The 17,555-nt window shown below is 74.4% G+C and carries 17 protein-coding genes; 8 read left to right on the forward strand and 9 right to left on the reverse strand.

Annotation, left to right across the window (positions count from 1 at the left end):
• Nucleotides 1–17: 17 nt before the first annotated feature.
• On the forward strand, nt 18–1,220 hold the full coding sequence (locus IE275_RS32535) for a hypothetical protein (RefSeq protein WP_189715814.1): 1,203 nt from the start codon (nt 18–20) through the stop codon (nt 1,218–1,220).
• On the opposite strand, the gene IE275_RS32540 is transcribed toward IE275_RS32535, so the two are convergent.
• The 6 genes from IE275_RS32540 to IE275_RS32565 all read right to left on the reverse strand — a co-directional run bounded on the left by IE275_RS32540 (nt 1,205) and on the right by IE275_RS32565 (nt 9,616).
• Complete coding sequence (locus IE275_RS32540; RefSeq protein ID WP_189715815.1) at nt 1,205–2,761, reverse strand: dynamin family protein; 1,557 nt, start codon at nt 2,759–2,761, stop codon at nt 1,205–1,207. The two genes, IE275_RS32535 and IE275_RS32540, sit on opposite strands and share 16 nt — an antisense overlap.
• Nucleotide 2,762: 1 nt before the next feature.
• Nucleotides 2,763–3,674 carry a TRAFAC clade GTPase domain-containing protein gene (locus IE275_RS32545; protein ID WP_189715816.1) on the reverse strand — a complete coding sequence of 304 codons (912 nt, stop codon included), beginning with the start codon at nt 3,672–3,674 and terminating at the stop codon, nt 2,763–2,765.
• Nucleotides 3,671–5,671 carry a dynamin family protein gene (locus IE275_RS32550; RefSeq protein ID WP_189715818.1) on the reverse strand — a complete coding sequence of 667 codons (2,001 nt, stop codon included), beginning with the start codon at nt 5,669–5,671 and terminating at the stop codon, nt 3,671–3,673. Before IE275_RS32550 ends, IE275_RS32545 begins: the two co-directional genes overlap by 4 nt.
• The gene (locus IE275_RS32555) at nt 5,668–7,308 is read right to left on the reverse strand and encodes a hypothetical protein (RefSeq protein ID WP_189715820.1); all 1,641 of its coding nucleotides are present in this window, start codon (nt 7,306–7,308) and stop codon (nt 5,668–5,670) included. Before IE275_RS32555 ends, IE275_RS32550 begins: the two co-directional genes overlap by 4 nt.
• Nucleotides 7,309–7,311: 3 nt before the next feature.
• Complete coding sequence (locus IE275_RS32560; protein ID WP_189715822.1) at nt 7,312–8,394, reverse strand: hypothetical protein; 1,083 nt, start codon at nt 8,392–8,394, stop codon at nt 7,312–7,314.
• 64 nt (nt 8,395–8,458) lie between these two features.
• A complete protein-coding gene (locus IE275_RS32565) occupies nt 8,459–9,616 on the reverse strand; it encodes an Hsp70 family protein (protein WP_229870777.1) in 1,158 nt (385 codons plus the stop codon).
• Here IE275_RS32565 and IE275_RS32570 point away from each other — a divergent pair.
• From IE275_RS32570 to IE275_RS46215, 3 genes are all read left to right on the forward strand, one after another.
• Nucleotides 9,615–9,758 (forward strand): hypothetical protein, encoded by a 144-nt coding sequence (locus IE275_RS32570; RefSeq protein WP_189715826.1) that lies wholly within the window; start codon nt 9,615–9,617, stop codon nt 9,756–9,758. The two genes, IE275_RS32565 and IE275_RS32570, sit on opposite strands and share 2 nt — an antisense overlap.
• Nucleotides 9,759–9,988: 230 nt before the next feature.
• Nucleotides 9,989–10,723, forward strand: a complete 735-nt coding sequence (locus IE275_RS32575) for a Crp/Fnr family transcriptional regulator (protein ID WP_189715828.1) — start codon at nt 9,989–9,991, stop codon at nt 10,721–10,723.
• Nucleotides 10,720–11,286 (forward strand): Pycsar system effector family protein, encoded by a 567-nt coding sequence (locus IE275_RS46215; RefSeq protein ID WP_229870778.1) that lies wholly within the window; start codon nt 10,720–10,722, stop codon nt 11,284–11,286. Before IE275_RS32575 ends, IE275_RS46215 begins: the two co-directional genes overlap by 4 nt.
• Nucleotides 11,287–11,346: 60 nt before the next feature.
• Here IE275_RS46215 and IE275_RS32585 read toward each other — a convergent pair whose 3' ends face one another.
• Nucleotides 11,347–11,775 carry a DUF6299 family protein gene (locus tag IE275_RS32585; protein WP_189715830.1) on the reverse strand — a complete coding sequence of 143 codons (429 nt, stop codon included), beginning with the start codon at nt 11,773–11,775 and terminating at the stop codon, nt 11,347–11,349.
• Between the two features lie 231 nt (nt 11,776–12,006).
• Here IE275_RS32585 and IE275_RS32590 point away from each other — a divergent pair, with 231 nt between their 5' ends.
• Nucleotides 12,007–12,207, forward strand: coding sequence for a DUF5999 family protein (locus IE275_RS32590; RefSeq protein ID WP_189715832.1), 201 nt, complete (start codon nt 12,007–12,009; stop codon nt 12,205–12,207).
• 145 nt (nt 12,208–12,352) lie between these two features.
• On the opposite strand, the gene IE275_RS32595 is transcribed toward IE275_RS32590, so the two are convergent.
• Entirely contained in the window at nt 12,353–12,751 is a 399-nt protein-coding gene (locus tag IE275_RS32595) for a RidA family protein (RefSeq protein WP_189715835.1), read from the reverse strand.
• Entirely contained in the window at nt 12,748–13,878 is a 1,131-nt protein-coding gene (locus IE275_RS32600) for an acyl-CoA dehydrogenase family protein (RefSeq protein ID WP_189715837.1), read from the reverse strand. Before IE275_RS32600 ends, IE275_RS32595 begins: the two co-directional genes overlap by 4 nt.
• A 238-nt stretch (nt 13,879–14,116) precedes the next feature.
• On the opposite strand from IE275_RS32600, the gene IE275_RS32605 reads away from it, so the two are divergent.
• The 3 genes from IE275_RS32605 to cysC all read left to right on the forward strand — a co-directional run bounded on the left by IE275_RS32605 (nt 14,117) and on the right by cysC (nt 17,461).
• Nucleotides 14,117–15,877, forward strand: coding sequence for an AMP-binding protein (locus IE275_RS32605; RefSeq protein ID WP_373299333.1), 1,761 nt, complete (start codon nt 14,117–14,119; stop codon nt 15,875–15,877).
• 15 nt (nt 15,878–15,892) lie between these two features.
• On the forward strand, nt 15,893–16,705 hold the full coding sequence (locus IE275_RS32610) for a PaaX family transcriptional regulator (RefSeq protein WP_189715841.1): 813 nt from the start codon (nt 15,893–15,895) through the stop codon (nt 16,703–16,705).
• Nucleotides 16,706–16,894: 189 nt separating this feature from the next.
• Nucleotides 16,895–17,461 (forward strand): adenylyl-sulfate kinase, encoded by a 567-nt coding sequence (gene cysC / locus IE275_RS32615; protein ID WP_189715843.1) that lies wholly within the window; start codon nt 16,895–16,897, stop codon nt 17,459–17,461.
• Nucleotides 17,462–17,555 lie beyond the last annotated feature (94 nt).

A 17,555-nucleotide genomic window follows, 5' to 3' on the forward strand; every position in this document is an offset into this window, starting at 1 on the left:
CGAGGAGTGGGGGCTCCATGGGGGACCGACGGGTGGAGAGTCGGCGGAGGCTGTGTCTCGTCGTCGACGTGGAGCGGTACGGCGGCCGCAGCTACGCCGCTCAGGAGAAGGTGCAGGACGGGGTGGCGCACGCGCTGGACCAGGCCTGCCGCAACGCGGGCCTGCGTCGGGGGGACTGCGAGCGGCAGGACCGGGGCGACGGCCAACTCCTGCTGCTGCCCCCGGAGATCGACGAGGACCGGGCCGTTCCGGGGCTGATCCACGGCCTGCGCGACATGCTCCCGCTGCTCAACGCCCGGGTCCCCGAGGATCAGTTGATCCGGCTGCGGGTGGCCCTGGCCCAGGGCGCGGTACGGTCGGCGAGACTCGGGTTCGTGGCCTGGTCGGTCGAACTGGCCTCACGGCTCCTCGACTCGGCGGCGCTGCGCAAGGAACTCGCCGCGGCCCAGGGCAGCGACATGGCGCTGATCGTCCCGGACGACCTCTACCACGACCTCTTCGAACGCGGCGCCGGCGGGCTGCCGCCGGACACACTGCGCAAGGTGCGGGTGGAGATCAAGGCGAAGAAGTTCGCGGCCGACGCCTGGCTCGGCGCGGTGCCGCGCGGCCGTACCGCGCCGCTCGGCTTTCCGGTCGTCCCCCTCGACGGCCCGTTGGCGCGTCCCCGGCGTTCGTTCGCGACGCGGGCCACAGAGGCCGCGGTCCTGATGGGCGGGACCCTGCTGATGCTGCCCGCCGCCGCGCCGCCACAGCATCCGGCGCCTCCCGCGCACGGTGACGCCGACGGCCACGGGGACGCTCCCGCGCACCCCGTGGACCGCGGGGCGGGCACCCGCGCGGCGGACACCGCCGAGGCCCTCGCCTCGACCGCCGACCATGTCGTGGACGGCCCGCACCCGTACCCGGACGCGTCCCAGGTCCCCCACGACTGGGGTGAGCTCTACGCGCACCCCACCGACGAGCCCCACCATGCCCCGGCCGGGGGCGAGCCGGCCGACGACGGCGATCCGGACGACGCCGGCCACACCCCCTACGACGGCCATGAGCCCCACCCGTCCCCGTACGACCACCACGCCTACGACTCCGGCTTCCCCGTAGCCCAGGACGACCCCGACGGCCTCCGCCTCCAGGACGACCTCACCGACCCGTACGACTCCGGCGTCCCCGACGATCCCGGTCACGGCGGCTTCCCGGCCGATGCCCATCAACCGGACTGGTGACCGGCCCGTTCGGCGGAGCGGAAGTGGAACTCCTCGCACAGTTCCCGTGCCGTGCGCGCGTGGCGCCGTAGCGGCCGGGGTCCGGACGCCTCCCGCACCCGCCAGCCGGCCGCCGCCTCCGCCGCCGTCCGGGCGATGTCGTGGGCCGGCGCGTCCGGCGGCAGGCGCAGACAGGCCGCGGCGTCCGTGCCCGTCGCCAGGGCGACCAGCGCGGCCGCGTCGGCGTCACCGAGCGACAGCGTGCCGCTCGCCAACTCGGCCAGCGCCGAACCGAGTTCGGTCTGGCGCAGCAGCGGATGGCGGCGCAGGGCGGCCACGTCGGAGCGCAGGGCGGCCAGCGTGTCGCGTACGGCGGGGTCCGCGGTGGCGCCCGGCACGGCGAGGGCCAGATCGTCCAGGGCCTGGAGGGCGGACGCGGCACGCAGCCGGTCGGCGGCGGACACGAAGCGCGCCTGGATCTCCCGCACCAGGGCGTCCAGCCCGGAGGCCGCCCGCAGCCGGTCCAGGAGCGCGCCGGTGCCGCGTACGGCGGGGCCGCCGTCGGCGCCGGTGAGGAGGTCGACGGCCAGCGCGATGCCGTAGGCGCCCAGGAGATCCAGCAGGCGCAGCCGTCCGGCCTTGTCCAGCGGCCCGTCCGCCCACTCGGCGAACTCCTCCGGCGAGTACAGCGCCTCCTCCAGCGACTCCCGCGGCACCTCGGTGAGCCGGCGCAGCAGCGCGGTGTCGTCCTCGGTGAACTCGTCGCCGCCCGCGGTCTGCGCGAGCAGGCCGACGACCGGGACGATGTGGGAGACCATGCCGGTGAGCCGGGTGGCGTAGGTGGCCGCCACCCTGCGGGCCCGCGGCCACGGGGGACCGGTGCCGGTGCCGAGTTCGTCGATCCGGCTGAGGACGCCGAGGACGTTCATCGCGGTCATCCGGGGCCCGGCCTGGCGGCGCAGCGACTGGAGCGCCTCCGCGTCCCCGGCGCCGGGGTGCGGCATGACGTACAGCAGGGCGTCCGCCTGGGCCAGGGCGCGCAGGGCCACGTCGTCGAGACCGCTGAGGGTGTCCATCCCCGGGGTGTCGATGAGGATGTGACGCCGGGTCAGTTCGCTGCTGGTGATGTCGACGAGCAGTTCGGCGATCTCCTCGGGCGGGCTGCCGAGCCGGCCCGGGTCGCGCGGGATGCCGCCGCCCGGGTGTGCGGGGACGTCGTAGGCGCGGCCGTCGAGCCGCCGGACCCGCACCTTGTTCTGCACGCCCCGGCGGAACCACGCCACGACCGTCGTGCACTCGGTGGCGTCGGTGGCCGCGAGCCGCTGCCCGAGCAGGGCGTTGACGAGCGTGGACTTCCCGGCGTTCATCCGGCCGCCGACGGCGATCCGCAGCCGCCCCTCCGCCAGCCGGTCCCGTACGGCCTCCAGGGCGCCGACGACGGAACCGGGCTCCGGTCCGGGGGCCGTGCCAGGTGGCAGGGCCGCCAGGGCGGTGCCGACCAGGCGGGCCACGGCCGTGCACAGCTCGCCCTGCTCGGGGCCGGAGGTGCTCGCGGCGTTCATGTCACCGCCCGGCCGGCACGGGCGGCGCGGTCTGCTCGCGGGCCTTGTCCAGGGCCGCCAGCAACCGTTTCGCCGGGCGTTTCAGCGGGGCGAGCTGGGCCGCCTCCTCCTTGGCCGCCTGCTCGTGACGCTGCCACTTGCGGTACTCGCTCTCCACCCCGTCCAGGGTGGAGACCAGACTGTTCCAGAGGCCGGCCTTGTTCTTGGCCTCCTCCGCGAGCCGACGGCTGACGGCCAGTTCGTGCTCCAGGTCCTCCACCCGGATGCTCAGATGCTGCGCCAGGCACCAGAGCACCGGCACCTGGACCCCGGCCGGCTGCGGCCCGCAGGACAGGGCCACGGTCGCGGCCCGCACCATCGAGGCCCCGTCCAGCGACTGCTGGAGCAGGTCCAGCGGCGCCGTGGCACGCGCCCACGCGTCGGTGCTCGTGAGGAGATCGGCCTTGGTGTACGCCAGGACGACCGGGATCCGGCTGGTGCGGCCCTCCATGGCCCGCTGGAGCAGGACCGTCAGCCGCCGCACCTCGCGCCCGCCCCGGTCGTCGTGCGCGAGGTGGTGGGCGTCGACGAAGACGACGATGCCGTCCGCCCCGGTCAGCTCCGCCAGCACCCGGGCGGTCTCCTCGTCGTCGGTCCGGCTGCTGAGGGCGCCGCCCCGGTAGTCGGTCCAGGTGAAGCCGGCCACGGTGCGGCGCCCGTGGGAGAGACGGAAGACGTGCTGCTCGCGCCGGGAGGAGGGGGGCGGATAGCTGCCCTGCCGGACGGCGTCGGCGGCGGCCCGCAGTTCACGGTCCAGGGCGCCGTCCTCGGCCCGGACCTTGAAACCGCCGTACCCCTTGCGCATCAGGGCGTACATCATCGCGATGTATGTCGTCTTGCCCGCGTTGCTGTGGCCCAGCATGACGATGTTCACGATCGGTCCTCCGGGACGTGCGGGCCGGCCGGCCCGGGGGTGGTGGCCAGGCGGTCGGTGAGGTCGTCGGCGCGCCGCAGCAGGCCGGTGAGGGCCGCCATCCGGCGCTGGGCCCGGTCGCGTTCCGCGGCCCGCTGCTCCTTGGAGGCGCGGGCGTGCCGCTGGAGGTTGGCGAGTTCGTCCTCCAGCAGCCGGCGCTGGGCGGTGATGCGGTCGCCGAGCCGCTCGGCGAGACGCTCGCCGACCGTGTCCACGGCCTGGGTGATCTCGGGCGGCACCTCGGTCTCCAGTTCGCTGATGACCCGCTGCGCGTAGCGGCTGCCGTCGCCGCGGGCCCGGACCAGTTCGTCGCGTTTGCGGCGGCGCCGGGAGAGCAGGGTCACCATGCCGAAGCCGGCGGCCAGCGGCAGCAGCACACCGGAGGCGACCATCGCGGTGACGCCGACCGTGAGCACCCCGGTGCTCAGCGTCGGGACGATCCGTTCGACCGCGCCGAGCACACCGGCGGCGTCGTGCACGGAGCTCACCAGCGGCGGCAGCGCGGCCAGCCGGTCCGGCCGGGACAGCCCGTCGAACGACTCCTCGTCACCGATGCCGCACTCACGCTCCATCAGGGCGGTGAGCCGGGCGACACCCTCCCGGGTGGCGTGGTCGAGGTCCATCCAGACCGCCTCGATACCCGCCTCCAGATCACGGGGCAGCGCGGCGGCCAGTTCGTCCCCCGAGAGCGAGGCGATCTTCGCGTCGGCGAGCTGGCGCAGGTCGTTGACATTGCGCCGGAATCCGGTGCGCAGCCGGCGTTCCAGCTCCCGCGTGGCCGTGCGCAGCATGCCGCGCCAGCGGGCGTCGGAGTCCTGGAGGGCACGCAGCGCGTCGCGCTGGCGCTGGATGTCCTCCACCAGGGTGGGATCCTGCGCGAGCGCGCGCAGCCGGCGCTCCTCCGCGGCCGCCAGCGGCGCCAGGCCCGCCCGGCCGACATGGACGATGTTGGCCAGCCGCAGCTCGGCGGCGCGCAGGGCCACACGGTGGGTGAGCGCCGACCTCAGCGGGACGAAGCCGTCGGCCGCCATGTGCCGTGCGGCGCGCTCCTCGTCGCCCCTGGCGAGCGCGGTCAGCGCGTCCTGATGCGCGCGGCTGCTGACCGGGTACCAGGGCGCGGCGGCATACCGCGGGGCGTGCCGGGCGAGCAGTTCCCGGTTGCGCTCCAGCACCTGCGGCCAGGAGCGGTACTTGTCCGTCTGGGTCAGCACGAACACCACCTCGGCGATGCGCGCGGTGGCCTCTTCCAGGAACGCCAGCTCGGAGGCGGTGAGTTCGGAGGAACCGTTGACGACGAAGACCAGGGCGTCGGCGTGGTGCAGCGTGGCCATGGTGATCCGGGCGTGCCCCGACACCAGGCCGCCGACCCCGGGAGTGTCGATCAGGCGCAGCCCGGTGGAGAGCAGCTGCGCGGGGATCCCCACCTCGACATGGTGGACGTCGCCGCGGTACGGCGCCTGGGTGACCGGGTCGACCGCCGCGTACTCGGTGAGGTCGCCCAACTCGATGGGCCGCGTCAGCTGCCCCCCGTCGACGTACGCGAGGGCGTGCGGCTTCTCCGCGTGCCGGACGAGGATGTGCACCCCGGTCGCCACGTCGACCTCCACCGGCAGCAGGTCGCGGTGTTCGACGAGGGCGTTCACCAGTGAACTCTTGCCGCGTTTCTTCTCCCCGACCACGACGACGGTGGCCGCCCCGTCCCGGGCGGCCGCGACCTCGGCCCGGATCGCCGCGGCGGCACCCGCCGAGGAGGCGGTGGCGGCTTCGGGAGTCGGCGCGGACGAGGAGGTGGAGGTGGAGGTGGCCGGGGCGGTGCCGGGGGCCGTTGCGGTGGCGCCCTGGATCGCCGGGGTCCCGGCGGGCGCCGCCGGGGCCGCGGCGGCCCGCTCCAGCAGCAGAGCGGCGTCCTCCGCGAACCTGACGACCTCGTGGTGCAGGGGGTGCGGTGCGGCGGTCATTCGTTCTCTCCCATCGGCGGCTCGGCGGGCGCGGGGGCGGGGCCGAGGGCGGAATCGCCGGTGACATCAGGGGCGGGACCAGGAGCGGAATCGGTGGCGGAGCCAGGAGCGGAAGCGGAATCGGTGGCGGAGCCGGGGGCGCCGGTGCGGGGACCGGGGTCGGCGAAGGCTCCGGGAGCGGCGCCACCAGGGCCCCCGGAGGGCCGGCCCGTGGGGGCCGGCGGGTCGTCGTCCCACTCGTCGAACGCGTCGTGCGCCGAGGCGTCCTCGGGCGAGACCTGTCGGGTACGGCCGAACACGGGGCCCTCGGGCGCGGACGTGTGCCGGGGCGGAGGCATGTGCGGAGGCGGAGACGCGTGCCGGGGCGGGTGGGCTCGCGGGGCGGTACCGCCGGCCACGACGTCGTACGGAACGTCCTCCTCGTAGGCGGCCGGGCCGGTGAGCCCGCCGAAGCCCTCCTGCCGTGGGGGGTCCGGCCTTCCGAACCCGACGAACTCCCCCACCACCCGGGCCATCCCGGTGAAGAACCCGTCCTCGTCGTCCCGCCCGTGGGGGCCGCCCGGCCGTGGCACGTCCCCCTGCTGTCCGCCCTGGGCGGGCGCCGGCGGCCCGCCGTCGGCGGAACCGATCCCCATCACCCGTTTGGCCCTGTCGCACAGCCCCTGCCTGGGCCTGTCCGCCCGTTCACCGGGGGGTGCCGGGGCCTGTGCCGGCGGGGGTGCCTGTGCCTGCGGGGCCCGGGGCGGTGCCGGCGGGGAGTGGCGGACGGTCCGGCGGACGGTGACGTCCGCGCCGCACACATGGGTGAGGACCGTACGGTCGGCGTCCCGGGACTCCTGCCACCCGGTGGCCAGCACGCACGGCGCCCCGGAACCCGCGGCGGCGTCCCACCACCACCGGGCCTCCGTCTGCGGCAGCAGATGAAGGGTGTACGGCTGGGCCGGGAGCCACTGCGCGTCCGCGCCGCCGGTCGCCCCGGCCGAAGGCGCACCGTACGCGGGATGGGCGGGAGGCACGGGAGGGGCCGTGCGCGCGGGCCAGGGCGAGGGCTGCGGCGCCGACATCAGCGCCGGCGCCGAACGCGCGCGCCAGACGGGCGCGACGTACTGCCGGTACGCGGCGCCGGCCCAGGGCGCGAAGCCCTCGGCCAGCGCGGTGAACGCGGGCACGGACGCGCGCGGGTCCGGATGGTGCCAGCCGACGAAGCCGTAGAGCGGCCTGCCGTGCTGCTCCGTGGCCATGTCGGAGTCGATCAGATCGATCCGGCAGGCCGCCCCCACCAGCACGCCGTGCGCGCCCCGGGCCAGCAACAGCCTTGGCCCCGCGGCGAGTCGGCGTCCGCCCGCCACCGCGGCCCGCACCGCCCGGCCGACCGGCCCGGCCGACCGCATGCCCGGCGGCAGCGCCCGCCACCACTCGTCGACCCGGTGGGTTCGGCCGTAGACCACGGCGTACCACCCGTCGGTGTCCGCCGCCCGCGAAGCACCCGGCTGCGGCGCATCCCGCTGCGACGGATCCTGCCGCGAAGCCGCCGGGGCGGCCCGCCGGCCGGGATCCACCCGGTCGTAGGCATCCGGCGGGTAACCCGTCTCCGTCGCTTTCCGGTCGTCGGACCAGGACGGTGGCTGTTCACTCATCGGTCAGTCCTCCTGAAGCTTTCCGTCCCGGTAGATCGGGCTCGTGCGCAGGTCCTCGGCCATCTGCTCGGCCCAGACGCGGGCCCCGCCGATCTCCCCGGCGGTCTCGCCGCGCCGCGCCCGGTCGGCGTCGATGGAGGACTCCAGGGCGTTGATCCGGCCGCGTTTGATCCAGGAGCCCAGAAAGCCGTTGCGCAGGCTCTCCACCTCCTGCCGCTGGCTGTCGAGCCGCTGGTCGAGGCCGCTCAGGGACTCCTGCTGACGGGGCAGCCGCTCGGTGAGGTAGTGCATCAGGGCGAAGGAGATCGGCTTGTGCAGGTTCTTGGGGTTGACCTGGTCGGGCCGCACCTTCAGCGCGTCCTCGCGATCCAGGCCGAACGTGCCGATCTGCACCGGGCAGAGCAGCACCGTGACCTGGTGGGCGAGGACCGGCACGAGGTCGAACAGGTTGCGCCGCACGACGTCCAGCGCGTCCCGTGTCGGCCGTCCGGTGATCTGCGCCAGCACGTCGCACTTGGTGAGCAGCACGATGATCGCCGGGGTCTGCTCGCCCTGCCGGACATGGGCCTCCACGACGGTGGAGATGGCCCGGGAGAAGCGGGCGATGTGCATGGGGTCCCCGGAGCGGTTGCGCATGTCCCCGGGCCGGTCGCGGGCGTCCCCGGCCCCGTCGTTGATCCAGTCGGCGACGTGCTGTCCGTCGAGGGCGAGAATGATCGTGTCGGAGACCGCCAGCCGCTCCTTCAGCGCGGTGACGTCGGCGGACGCCCCGGCCGTGCCCATCCGGTCGGTGCCGGCGCCGCCCCGGTAGTCCTGGAAGTCGATCTCCAGGAGGGTGGTCATGCCGTGCTTGAAGGCGAACTCGTAGTCGACGGGAACCACGTCGGTGGCCTCGGGCAGCGTGCCCGCCGCGCACAGTTCGTCCCACGCGTCGGCGAGGTCGAGGTCCTTGTCGGGGTCGGTGGCGTAGAGGAAGTAGCCGTTGAGGCCGCTGGAGAGAACGGCGTACATGCCGTGCAGATACGTCGTCTTCCCGCAGCCGGAGGCGCCGAGCATGGTCATGGTGATACGGGGTGCCTGATACATGGCGATCGGTCCCTGGGTGATGGTGGAGTGGACGGAGTGTGCGGCCCGGTGAGGCGGGGGCGGCTCAGTCGTCGTAGGGGTCGAACTCGAAGTCGGGGTCGCCGTCGGGCCGCAGATAGCGCGGTCCGCGCAGGGCGAGCGGGCCCGGGCCGGCCCGGTGCCCGGCCGGAGCCGAACTCCCCGCCGGTGTACGGCCGTAGGCCGTGAGCGCGCCGAGGGCCACGGTCGCCTTGGGGTCGGCGCTCAGCACGGGCAGCCGGCCCTCGCGCTCGGCGATCAGGTCGGAGATCAGCGGGGTCCGGCTGGCGCCGCCGGTGAGGACGACGGCGTGCAGCGCGGCCGGGTCGAGCCCGGCCTCCGACACCGTCGCGCAGAGCACCTCATGACTGCGCGTCAGCAACTCGGTGGCGGCCGCCCGGTACTCGTGGGCGCGCAGCAGAAAGGGTTCGGGATAGCCGGGTACGGCGACCTCGACCGATCCGGCGGTGGACAGCGCCTCCTTGGCGGCCACGATCTCCCTTCGCAACAGGGCGAGTTGGGCGGTGTGCGCCGGGTCCCCGGATTCCGTCAGCTCCTTCCACGGGTCGGGATCGCGGGCCAGGGCCCGTTCGCGGAGCAGTGCGGCCAGGCAGTCGTCGAGGTCCTCGCCGCCGAGGTGCGGGTCGCCGCCGACGGCCACCGTGTCGAAACCGCCCGCGGTGCGGCGCAGCACCGCCGTGTCGAAGGTGCCGCCGCCGAGGTCGTAGACGGCCAGGCAGGCGCCTTCGGGCACCTCGGCGGTGCGGGTGTGGTGCAGGGCGGCCGCCACGGGCTCGGGCAGCAGCTCCGGCGCTTCGATGCCGGCCAGGGCCGCCGCCCGGGTGAGCCTGCCGAGTTCAGTTGCGCCCCAGCGCACCGGGTGGGTGAGGACGGTCCGCACGGGCGCCGTGCCGCCGTGCGCGGCGAGGGCGGCGTCCCGGACCCGGCGCAGCACTGCCGCCGCCAACTCCTCGGTGGGCACCGCGCGCCCGCCGAGCAGGACGGCGTCCTGCCGGACCAGCGCCCGTTTGGGCGCCCGTTCGGTCAAGTCGGGCCGGTTGACGGCCCGTTGGAGCGCGGCCCGGCCGGTCAGCGGTGTCCCGTCGGCGTCCAGGGCGACGACGGACGGCAGATAGCGGCTGTTCTCGATCTCCAGCATCGCCGGCGGCGCGGTCACGGCTTCCGCGGCGGCCACGGCCGCCATGGGAGCCCCACCCGCCGTACCCGCCCCACCCGCCGTCGCCGCCCTGCTCGTCCCGACGGCCGTGGCCGCCGTGGTGAAACAGGTGCCGAAGTCGACGGACAGCGACCACGACGCATGGTCACCCGTGTCCCGGCACGCGTGACCGGACGCGAACGCGTTCAAGGAACCCCCCAGCCCCCACGGGCACGTTGCCGTCCCCTACGACCCGCCGTGCCCGCTCGCGGCACGAAGATAGGACACTCCGCGTGCCGCCGTACGGATATCGGCGTTTCTGACATCTTGAGCACTTCGGACGGGCAGAATCCGGTCACATGACGACATCCGGGTGACTTGGAGGCTGTCCGTGCCCGGCTTCGGGGGAGGTCCGACAGAGTGCGCAGCGACGCGATACGGCCGGGGCGCGGGGGGCGTGCCCCGGCCGGCAGATACCACTGGACGCCCGGCAGTCTGCTCGCCGAGCTGCCGCCGGACGCCGCCGAACGGTTCCTCGGGCTGGGCCGCCCGGTGACCTTCGCGGCCGGGCAGACGCTGATCAGCGAGGGCTCCTCGGAGACCTCCCCGTTCCTGATCCTGACCGGCTGTGTGAAGGTGACCAGCGACGCGCAGGACGGTGGCACGGTGCTGCTCGCGCTGCGCACGCCGGGCGAGGTCGTCGGTGAGCTGGCGGCGCTGGACGACCGGCCGCGGTCGGCCACGGTGACCGCGGTCCGGCCCACGCTGACCAGGGTGATGACCGCACGGGTGCTGCGGGAGCATCTGCGCGGCAGCGCGGACGCGGCCGAGGCGATGCACCGGGCGATGGCGGCCAAGCTGCGCGGTGCCACCCGCTACCGGGTCGACGCGGCCTCGGGCAGCGCCACGGCGCGCGTGGCACGGGTCCTGGACTACCTGCTCCAGCACCACGGCGAGCCGTCGCCGGACGGGCTGCGGATCAACGTCCCGCTCAGTCACAACGACCTCGCGGCGCTGGCGAACATCTCCGACGCGAGCGTGCAGCGGGCGCTGCGTTCGCTGCGGGACACCGGCGCGGTCGCGACCCGGTACCGCAACGTCCTCGTCCGGGAGCCGGGGCTGCTGCGGACGATCGCGATGCGGGAGACCTCGTGACGGGCGTCCCGCCACCGCCGGCGCCCGGCACCCCCACGCCCCCGCCCGCGTCTCCCGCCCCCGCCCCCACGCCCGCGGAGGCGCTGGAGACCGCGTGGCGGGTCCACGCGGCGCTGGGCGAGTGGACGGCGCGCGTCGACACGAAGGCGAGCTTCGCGCTGACCCTGGAGGCCGCGGCGCTGGCCGCGGTCACCGCACTGGCCTCGGGCGGCGGCCTGGGCCTGCGGACCCTGCCGGTCGTGCTGCTCGTCGTGTTCGTGGCCGGGCTGCTGTCCCTGTTGGGCGCGACCTGCTGCGCCATGCTGGTCGTCGCTCCCCGCACGCGCGGCGAGAGCACCGCCGCCGAGGCCGCCGACAACTTCGTCTACTTCGGCCATCTGCGGCACTGGGAGCCGGAAGGGCTGCGCCGCGCGCTGACCACCCGTGACCCGCTGCCGATGCTCAGCCGCCAGTTGGTCGTCATGAGCCGCATCGCCTGGCGCAAGCACCGCTGGGTCGAACTGTCCTTCGCCCTCTCGGGACTGGGTGGCGTCCTGCTGTGTCTCGTGCTCCTGCTGCGATGAGGCCCGGAAGCCCGAGAACCCTCTCGGAGACGTTTCCGGGCCGCTCGCCGGCGCGGGCGCTCAGCCCTCGGTCAGCGTGACCTCCTGCCCCTGCGTCGCGTGGAAGCGGGGCAGTGGCAGACCGCCCACGGGCCGCAGCTCCATCACGGTGGCCTCGACCTGCGCCGTGCCGGGCGTCAGCCTGGTCGAGGCGACCTTGCCGGTGTTCTCCCAGGTGTGCTCGGCGCCGTCGCACACCGCGCGGGTGCCGCCGATGCCGTACCGGACGTCCTCGGAGCCCTGCCGGATGGAGGAGCTGACGAACACGGAGCCCGTGCCGTCGGTGCAGCGGTAGGTGCCGGAGAGGGTGACCGTGCCGTCGGCGGCGATCCGCGCGGTCGGGTTGACGGTGACGCTCTCCAGCGAGTCGGCGGTGGCGGACGGGGCCGCGGCGGCCAGCAGGAACAGGGCGGCGCCGGCGGTCGCGGTCAGGGCGGGGCGGAACGGCATGGAAGACCTCCTGTGGTGGGGATCTCCACTGGTACCGGGCGAGGGCGCCCGGCGCGGTGACCGTCACCCCTTCGGTGGCGAGTCCGCACCGGTCGTCGACGAACCGTCCCGGAGTTGTTCTGGTGCTGTCACGCTTGCGGACTCCCCCTGGCGATGGCCGAGGGACGGGCGCATGGTCGTCTCATGCGAGGCCGACCGTACGGCCGGCCGCCACCGACGTGGAGGTGCGCCATGTGTTCCCACCAGCTTCCCGGCCCTGCTGCCGACGCCCACACCCACGCCGCGCATGTCGTCGCAGCCCGCCCCGAGCAGGGCTGGAGCCTGCTGTGCGACGGCACGATCGTCTTCGACGACTCCGGCGAACTGCTCCCCGACGGCCGCGTCGTGGACCCGCACCGGGTCACCACCGGCCACCTGGCGGTAGCGGCCTGACCGCTGCGCCACTCGGGCGAGGGTACGGGGGCGCGATCGACCGGGGCACGGTCGACCGATGCGCGATCGGCCCGTGCGCCATCGACCCGTGCGCCATCGACCCGTGCGCCATCGGCCGTGCAGCCCGCTCGGCGCCCGACGGCTGTCAGGCCAGTACGGCCACTCCGTCGAGTTCGACGAGCGCCCGCGTGTCCCAGAGGCGTACGACTTCCACCACCGCCATGGCGGGATAGTCCCGGCCCATCAACTCCCGCCACACACGGCCCAGTTCCGAGGCGCGGGCGCGGTAGTCGGCGACATCGGTGGCGTAGACGGTGACCCGGGCGAGGTCGGCCGGGGTGCCGCCGCAGGCGTGCAGGGCGGTGCGGAGGTTCGTCAGGGCGCGCTCGAACTGCTCGGTGAGGCCGTCGCCGACGATCTTTCCGTCGGAGTCCAGTGCGGTCTGGCCGGCCAGGAACACCAGCCGGGAGCCGGTGGCGACGACGGCGTGCGAGAAGCCGGTGGGCGGGGAGAGGGCGGGCGGGTTGACGCGCTCGGCGGTCACCGGACCGCCTCCCGTGCGGTGTACAACTCGCGGGCGATGATGCCGCGTTGGACTTCACTCGCCCCTTCGTAGATGCGTGGGGCGCGCACCTCGCGGTAGAGGTGTTCGAGCAGATGGCCGCGGTGCAGGGCGCGGGCTCCGTGGAGTTGGACGGCCGCGTCGACGACGTACTGCGCGGTCTCGGTGGCGAGCAGCTTGGCCATGGCGGCCCGTCGGGGGACATCGGGGTCGCCGACGTCGTGGGCGGTGGCCGCCGCGTAGACCATCAGCCGGGCCGCCTCGGTGCGCAGGGCCATCTCGGCGACGGTGTGCGCGACCGTCTGAAGGTCCCTCAACCTGCCGCCGAAGGCCTCGCGTCGGGACGTCCAGTCGAGGGTCGCGTCGAGTGCCGCCTGGGCCATGCCGACCGCGAAGGCGCCGACGCTGGGGCGGAACAGGTTGAGGGTGCCCATGGCGACACGGAAACCGTGGTCGGGTTCGCCCAGGATGTCGTCGTCGGTGACCGGGACGGCGTCGAAGGACAGGGCTCCGATGGGGTGCGGGGAGAGCATGTCGAGGGGGGTGCCGGTGAGTCCGGGGCGGTCGGCGGGGACCAGGAAGGCGGTGACGCCCCGGGCGCCGGCGCCTTCGGTCGTACGGGCGAAGACGGTGTAGAAATCGGCTTCGGGGGCGTTGGAGATCCAGCGTTTCTCGCCGGTCAGGCGCAGGCCGTGCGGGCCGTCGCGCTCGGCGGCGAGGGAGAGCGCGGCCGCGTCGGAGCCCGCCCCTGGTTCGGACAGCGCGAACGCGGCGACAGCGGTGCCGTCGGCGACCCGGGGCAGCCAGCGCTCGCGCTGGGCGGGGGTGCCGTGGGCGTGCACCGGGTGGGCGCCCAGGCCCTGGAGGGCGAGCGCGGTCTCCGCCTCCGTGCAGGCGTGGGCGAGGGACTCGCGCATCAGGCAGAGCTCGACGGCGCCCGAGGTGAACAGCCGGGTCAGCAGCCCCAGCCGGCCCAGTTCGGCGAGGAGCGGGCGGTTGACGCGGCCCGGTTCGCCCTTCTCGGCGAGTGGGTGCAGCCGGTCGGCGGCCAGCGCGCGCAGTTCGGCGCACCAGGCGGTCTGTGCCGGTTCGAGCGAGAATGCGGGCATCGCCAGTCCCCTCTGCCGTCCTTGTCCGGCGGCTCCCTGTCGAAGGTATCGCGTCCCGTTGACTGTCGTCACCAACGCGATACGCTCGTGAGGCGAAAGCACCTCGCCCCACCCGCACGACCGCACGACCGCACGCACGACCCCACCGCGCCCCCGGAGCAAGCCCGGAGCAGCCCCGGAGCGACCCACCGCCGGCGCGCCACGAGCGCACCCACGACGCCCACCACCACGCCCACCCATGACGCCCGCCAGGGAGCCCGTCCAGGCAAGGGGGCGAACGCCCATGAACGTCTCGGCCCACGTCGACACCTTCGCGCGCGACCATCTCCCGCCGCCCGGCCAGTGGCCCGACCTCCACTTCGAGCTGCCCGAGCTGGCCTACCCCGACCGGGTGAACTGCGCCGCCGAACTGCTCGACCGGGCCGCCGTCCCCGGCCGTCCGGTGTTCCACACCCCGTCCGGCCCCTCCTGGACGTACGGGGAGCTGCGGATCCGCGTCGACCGGATCGCCCACACGCTCACCGACGACCTCGGGATCGTCCCCGGCAACCGCGTCCTGCTGCGCGGCCCGACCACGCCGTGGCTCGCGGCCTGCTGGCTGGCGGTGCTGAAGGCGGGCGCGATCGCGGTCACCGTGCTGGCCCAGCAGCGACCGCACGAGCTGCGCACCATGTGCGAGATCGCCCGGGTGAGCCACGCGCTCTGCGACGTCCGTGCCGTCGACGACCTCGCCAAGGCGGAGACACCGGGCCTGCGGATCACCACGTACGGCGGTGACGCCCCCGACGACCTGCTGCGCCGGCCGGCACCCGACACGCCGTACACCGCCGTGGACACCGCGGCCGACGACGTGGCGCTGATCGCGTTCACCTCCGGGACGACCGGCCGGCCGAAGGGCTGCCTGCACTTCCACCGGGATGTGCTGGCGATCGCCGACACCTTCTCGCGGCACGTTCTGAAACCGCTTCCGGACGACGTCTTCGCCGGCAGTCCCCCGCTCGGCTTCACCTTCGGCCTCGGCGGGCTGGTCGTCTTCCCGATGCGGGCCGGCGCCAGCGCCCTGCTGCTCGAACAGGCCGGCCCCCGGCAACTGCTGCCCGCGGTCGCCGAGCACCGGGTGAGCGTGCTGTTCACGGCGCCCACCGCCTACCGCGCGATGCTGGACGACCTCGACGGACACGACATCTCGTCCCTGCGCCGCTGCGTCTCGGCCGGGGAGAACCTGCCCGCCGCGACCTGGCGGGCCTGGCACGAACGGACCGGGCTGCGGCTGATCAACGGCATCGGCGCCACCGAACTGCTGCACATCTTCATCTCCGCCGCCGACGAGCACATCCGCCCCGGCACCACCGGCATCCCCGTGCCCGGCTGGCACGCGCGGGTGCAGGACGGGGCCGGGGTCCCCGTGCCCGACGGAGAGCCCGGACTGCTCGCCGTGCGCGGCCCGGTCGGTTGCCGCTACCTCGCCGACCCCCGCCAGCGGGAGTACGTGCGGGACGGCTGGAACGTCACCGGCGACACCTACGTCCGCGAGCCCGACGGCTACTTCCGCTACGTCGCCCGCGCCGACGACATGATCATCTCGGCCGGGTACAACATCGCGGGACCGGAGGTCGAGGAGGCGCTGCTGCGCCACCCGGACGTCGTCGAGGCCGCGGTCGTCGGACGGCCCGACGAGCGCCGGGGCCAGGTGGTCGTGGCCTTCACCGTCCTGCGGGAGGGCGCGCCACGCGACACCGAGGCCCTGCGCGCCTTCCTCAAGGAGGAGCTGGCGCCGTACAAATGTCCGCGCGAACTCGTCCTCCTGGACGCGCTGCCGCGCACGGCAACCGGCAAGCTCCAGCGGTTCAGACTGCGCGCCACGGATCGGTCCGAAGGGCACGCCACGGCCGGCACCGGTGGCGAAACCGCTGGTGAGCCCGGTTGCGAGACGGGTGCCGCGGCCGCCGCGGCGACCGCCGCCGCAGCCGCCGCCGTGACCGATGGTGACCAGCAGTGATACCGACGACCTAAGATGATCAACGTGTCCGACCAGCCCGCACCTCGGTCTCTCATCGTCACGCTCTACGGCGCCTACGGCCGCTTCGCGCCGGGCCCCGTGCCCGTCGCCGAGCTGATCCGGCTGCTCGCCGCGGTGGGCGTCGACGCACCCTCCGTACGCTCCTCGGTGTCCCGGCTGAAGCGACGCGGCCTGCTGCTGCCGGCCCGCACGGCGCAGGGCGCGGCCGGCTACGAACTCTCCGACGAGGCGCGCCAGTTGCTGGACGACGGCGACCAGCGGATCTACGCCACGGCACCTCCCGAGGACGAGGGCTGGGTCCTGGCGGTGTTCTCCGTGCCGGAGTCGGAACGCCAGAAGCGGCACGTGCTGCGCTCACGCCTCGCCGGCCTGGGCTTCGGCACGGCGGCCCCCGGGGTGTGGATCGCCCCGGCCCGCCTCTACGAGGAGACCCGGCACACCCTCCAGCGACTGCGGCTCGACCCCTACGTCGACTTCTTCCGCGGCGACCATCTCGGCTTCGCGCCGACCGTCGAGAGCGTCGCCCGCTGGTGGGACCTGGCGGCCATCGCCAAGGCCCACGAGGCGTTCCTCGACCGCCACGCCCAGGTGCTGCGCTCCTGGCAGCAGCGCATGGACACCCCGCCGGAAGAGGCCTACCGCGACTACCTCCTCGCCCTGGACTCCTGGCGCCACCTGCCCTACACGGACCCCGGCCTGCCCACGCGACTGCTCCCCGGGGACTGGCCGGGAGCGAGGTCGGCGGCGGTGTTCCAGGGGCTGCACGAGCGGCTGCGGGACGCGGGGGCGGGGTTCGCGGGGGTGTGAGCGCGGGGTGGGCCGGGGGCCGAGCCGGGGCCGGCGAAACCGGTTTCACGAACACCTCGTTGCAGAACCCTGTGATCCCTCGCGCACCATGAGTCACTCAGCCAAACCTCAGGCTCCTTAACAAGTCCTCTCAGACTCCTTACCTACCGTTCGACGCGTTGCACGCCGGTAGAAAGAGGACTGTTGCGCATGACCACCACGCCAAGGGCCGTCACTTCGAGGGCCCAGGGGGCCACGGTCTGGCTCACGGGACTGCCGAGCGCGGGCAAGACGACGATCGCCCGTCTGCTGGGCGACCGGCTGAAGGCCGAGGGACACCGCGTGGAGGTCCTGGACGGCGACGAGATCCGCCGCTTCCTCTCCGCCGGGCTCGGCTTCTCCCGCGAGGACCGCAACACCAACGTGCAGCGCATCGGCCTCGTCTCCGAGGTGCTGGCGCGCAACGGTGTCCTCTGTGTCGTCCCGGTCATCGCCCCCTACGCCGACAGCCGCGAGGCGGTGCGGCTGCGGCACGCCAAGAGCGGGACGCCGTACATCGAGGTGCATGTGGCCACACCGGTCGAGGTGTGCAGCGAGCGGGACGTGAAGGGCCTGTACGCCCGGCAGGCGGCGGGTGAGCTGACCGGGCTGACCGGGGTCGACGACCCGTACGAGGCGCCGGTGGACCCCGCGCTCGTCCTGGCGACGCAGCGGCAGACCGCGCCGGAGTCGGCGGACGCGGTGTACGCGGTGCTGGCGGAGCGGGGGCTGGTGTGACGGCGGCCCTCACCGAGAAGGCCTTCGCGCTCTCTCATCTGGACGCGTTGGAGTCCGAGGCGGTGCACATCTTCCGCGAGGTCGCGGGCGAGTT

This window comes from Streptomyces phaeofaciens (assembly GCF_014648915.1).
GTDB classification, from domain to species: domain Bacteria; phylum Actinomycetota; class Actinomycetes; order Streptomycetales; family Streptomycetaceae; genus Streptomyces; species Streptomyces phaeofaciens.